The sequence below is a fragment of the Neisseria sp. GT4A_CT1 genome (assembly GCF_000227275.1).
GTDB lineage: Bacteria > Pseudomonadota > Gammaproteobacteria > Burkholderiales > Neisseriaceae > Neisseria.
This window is the reverse complement of record NZ_JH164969.1, coordinates 42525-44995: the sequence shown is the minus strand read 5'-3', so window position 1 is coordinate 44995 and position 2471 is coordinate 42525. Positions and strand designations below refer to the sequence as shown.

The window sequence follows — 2471 nt, the reverse complement described above, 5'->3', positions numbered from 1 at the left end:
CAAATCATCCCGATATTACTCTGCGCGACTTTGCCGGTATCAAGGTTTTTAAAATCGGCAGCCTGCCCGAAACAGGGGATATCCGCGAAGATTTACCCTTGGACTACATTGCGCTAAACCGAGCTTTAGAACCGATACGCGAAAAATATCCGCGCGAAAATATGGGCGGCATTACCCGCGAACAGATGTATTATTGGTCGAGAAGATGGGACGGCTGGGAAGTGGAAGAAAAGGACGGCAAGCGGATCTACACCCAAGCGCCGCAGGAAATCATCGGCGTCGAGGAAGAGCCAGTTCCAATTTCAGGTATGTGGAAAATCACCAGCTTTGACGGTGAGACCCGCCATTTCAATAAAGGCGAAATTTTCCCTGAAGGAGAAGGAGTACGGACACAAAAAGCACTTCTCGGACCCCAAATGGGCCTGACCATTTGGGAGCTGGTCAAAGGCGACCATAACGAGCCTTTGCGCAGAAAAGCAATGTGGTAAACCGCCCTGCCTTTCCGAACGTCGGCCGATACGTTAAAATATGCCTCGTCTGAAACCCCGTTTTTTAAGGAAACCCGCCATGACCCGTATGGTTCACTGCGTCAAACTCGGCAAAGAAGCCGAAGGTATGAAATTCCCACCGCTGCCCAACGAATTGGGCAAGCGCATTTTTGAAAATGTATCTCAAGAAGCTTGGAATGCGTGGACGCGCCACCAAACCATGCTGATTAACGAAAACCGTTTAAGCCTCGCCGACCCGCGCGCACGCGAATATCTGGCACAACAAATGGAACAGTATTTCTTCGGCGACGGTGCAGATGCCGTTCAAGGTTATGTGCCGCAAGAGCCAAAATAACGTCATCATTTGCTCAAAAGGTCGTCTGAAAACGAAAATCGGATTTCAGACGACCTTTTTGTATCAATAAACTTGCTGCAAAGCCGTTTCATTTTATAGTGGATTAAATTTATAGTGGATTAAATTTAAATCAAGACAAGGCGACGAAGCCGCAGACAGTACAGATAGTACGGAACCGATTCACTTGGTGCTTCAGCACCTTAGAGAATCGTTCTCTTTGAGCTAAGGCGAGGCAACGCCGTACCGGTTTAAAGTTAATCCACTATATTTCCGCTATTTCCGTATTTTCCCTATTCCTCTCCCCCGCAAAAGAGGAAAATCGCAACCGTTTATCAGCTTATCAAATTTACCGCCAGCTTATTGCATCCTTTGGACAAGAGTTGGCCGAATCGCAATAACCCATCCAAATTTGCCGCTCTTCAAGACTGGTTTTCGCAAAAGCTCAAATGAATTTCACCAATCATCTGTTTTCAGACGACCTCAACATGGTTTCTTTGACCAGCTGCACCATAGTGGATTAACTTTAAACCGGTACGGCGTTGCCTCGCCTTAGCTCAAAGAGAACGATTCTCTAAGGTGCTGAAGCACCAAGTGAATCGGTTCCGTACTATCTGTACTGTCTGCGGCTTCGTCGCATTGTCCTGATTTAAATTTAATCCGCTATACCAATCAACAGAATGCCCTATTTCTATTTGAATCCACCATAAATGCTTCAATGGGTTAAAAAATAAAAAGCCGAACGGATAAACCATTCGGCTTTCTATCAAAAGCAACGATTATTGAACTTTAATTTCTACATCAACACCGGCCGGCAAGTCCAGTTTCATCAGTGCATCGGTAGTTTTGTCAGTCCAGTCCACGATGTCCATCAGGCGCAAGTGGGTGCGGATTTCCAATTGTTCACGAGAAGTTTTATTCACGTGTGGAGAACGCAGAATGTTGAAACGCTCAATTTTAGTCGGCAACGGAATCGGACCTTTTACAACGGCACCGGTACGTTTTGCAGTTTCAACGATTTCTTGAGCAGAACGGTCGATCAGGCTGTAATCATAAGCTTTCAGGCGGATACGGATTTTTTGGTTTGCCATTTATCGATATCCTTCAATTAAGCGATGATAGAAGAAACCACACCTGCACCTACGGTACGGCCACCTTCGCGAATCGCAAAGCGCAAACCTTCTTCCATAGCGATAGGCGCAATCAGTTCTACAGTAATGGCTACGTTCTCACCAGGCATAACCATTTCTACACCTTCTTCCAAAGTAACCGCGCCGGTTACGTCGGTAGTACGGAAGTAGAATTGAGGACGATAGTTAGCGAAGAACGGAGTATGACGACCACCCTCTTCTTTGCTCAATACGTACACTTCTGCTTTGAATTTAGTGTGCGGAGTGATGGTACCCGGTTTAGCCAATACTTGACCGCGTTCCACTTCTTCACGTTTGGTACCGCGCAGCAATACGCCTACGTTGTCACCGGCTTGACCTTCGTCCAGCAGTTTGCGGAACATTTCAACACCGGTACAAGTGGTTTTTTGAGTTTCTTTCAGACCTACGATTTCGATCTCGTCACCAACGTGGATAACACCGCGCTCTACACGGCCGGTTACTACGGTACCGCGACCGGAG

Annotated in this window: 3 protein-coding genes and 1 pseudogene; 2 read left to right on the top strand and 2 right to left on the bottom strand. The window is 46.9% G+C overall.

The genetic code is table 11. The features are described 5' to 3' along the window. Together HMPREF1028_RS10325 and HMPREF1028_RS10320 are read left to right on the top strand one after the other, a co-directional pair. Window positions 1-488 (top strand): annotated as a pseudogene (locus HMPREF1028_RS10325) (hypothetical protein); the annotation flags it as partial. Window positions 489-567: 79 nt separating this feature from the next. Beyond that, a complete protein-coding gene (locus tag HMPREF1028_RS10320) occupies window positions 568-843 on the top strand; it encodes an oxidative damage protection protein (RefSeq protein ID WP_003762149.1) in 276 nt (91 codons plus the stop codon). 776 nt (window positions 844-1619) lie between these two features. Here HMPREF1028_RS10320 and rpsJ read toward each other — a convergent pair. Further along, window positions 1620-1931: a 30S ribosomal protein S10 gene (rpsJ, locus tag HMPREF1028_RS10315; RefSeq protein WP_002642322.1), complete on the bottom strand. Its 312-nt coding sequence runs from the start codon at window positions 1929-1931 to the stop codon at window positions 1620-1622. A gap of 17 nt (window positions 1932-1948) precedes the next feature. Next, window positions 1949-2471: EF-Tu/IF-2/RF-3 family GTPase (locus tag HMPREF1028_RS10310; RefSeq protein WP_009312701.1), on the bottom strand; the 523-nt coding region annotated here is incomplete at its 5' end.

Coding starts and splice junctions, on each gene's coding strand:
- HMPREF1028_RS10320 (WP_003762149.1), top strand. CDS start 568: ATGACCCGTATGGTTCACTGCGTCAAACTCGGCAAAGAAGCCGAAGGT.
- rpsJ (WP_002642322.1), bottom strand. CDS start 1,931: ATGGCAAACCAAAAAATCCGTATCCGCCTGAAAGCTTATGATTACAGC.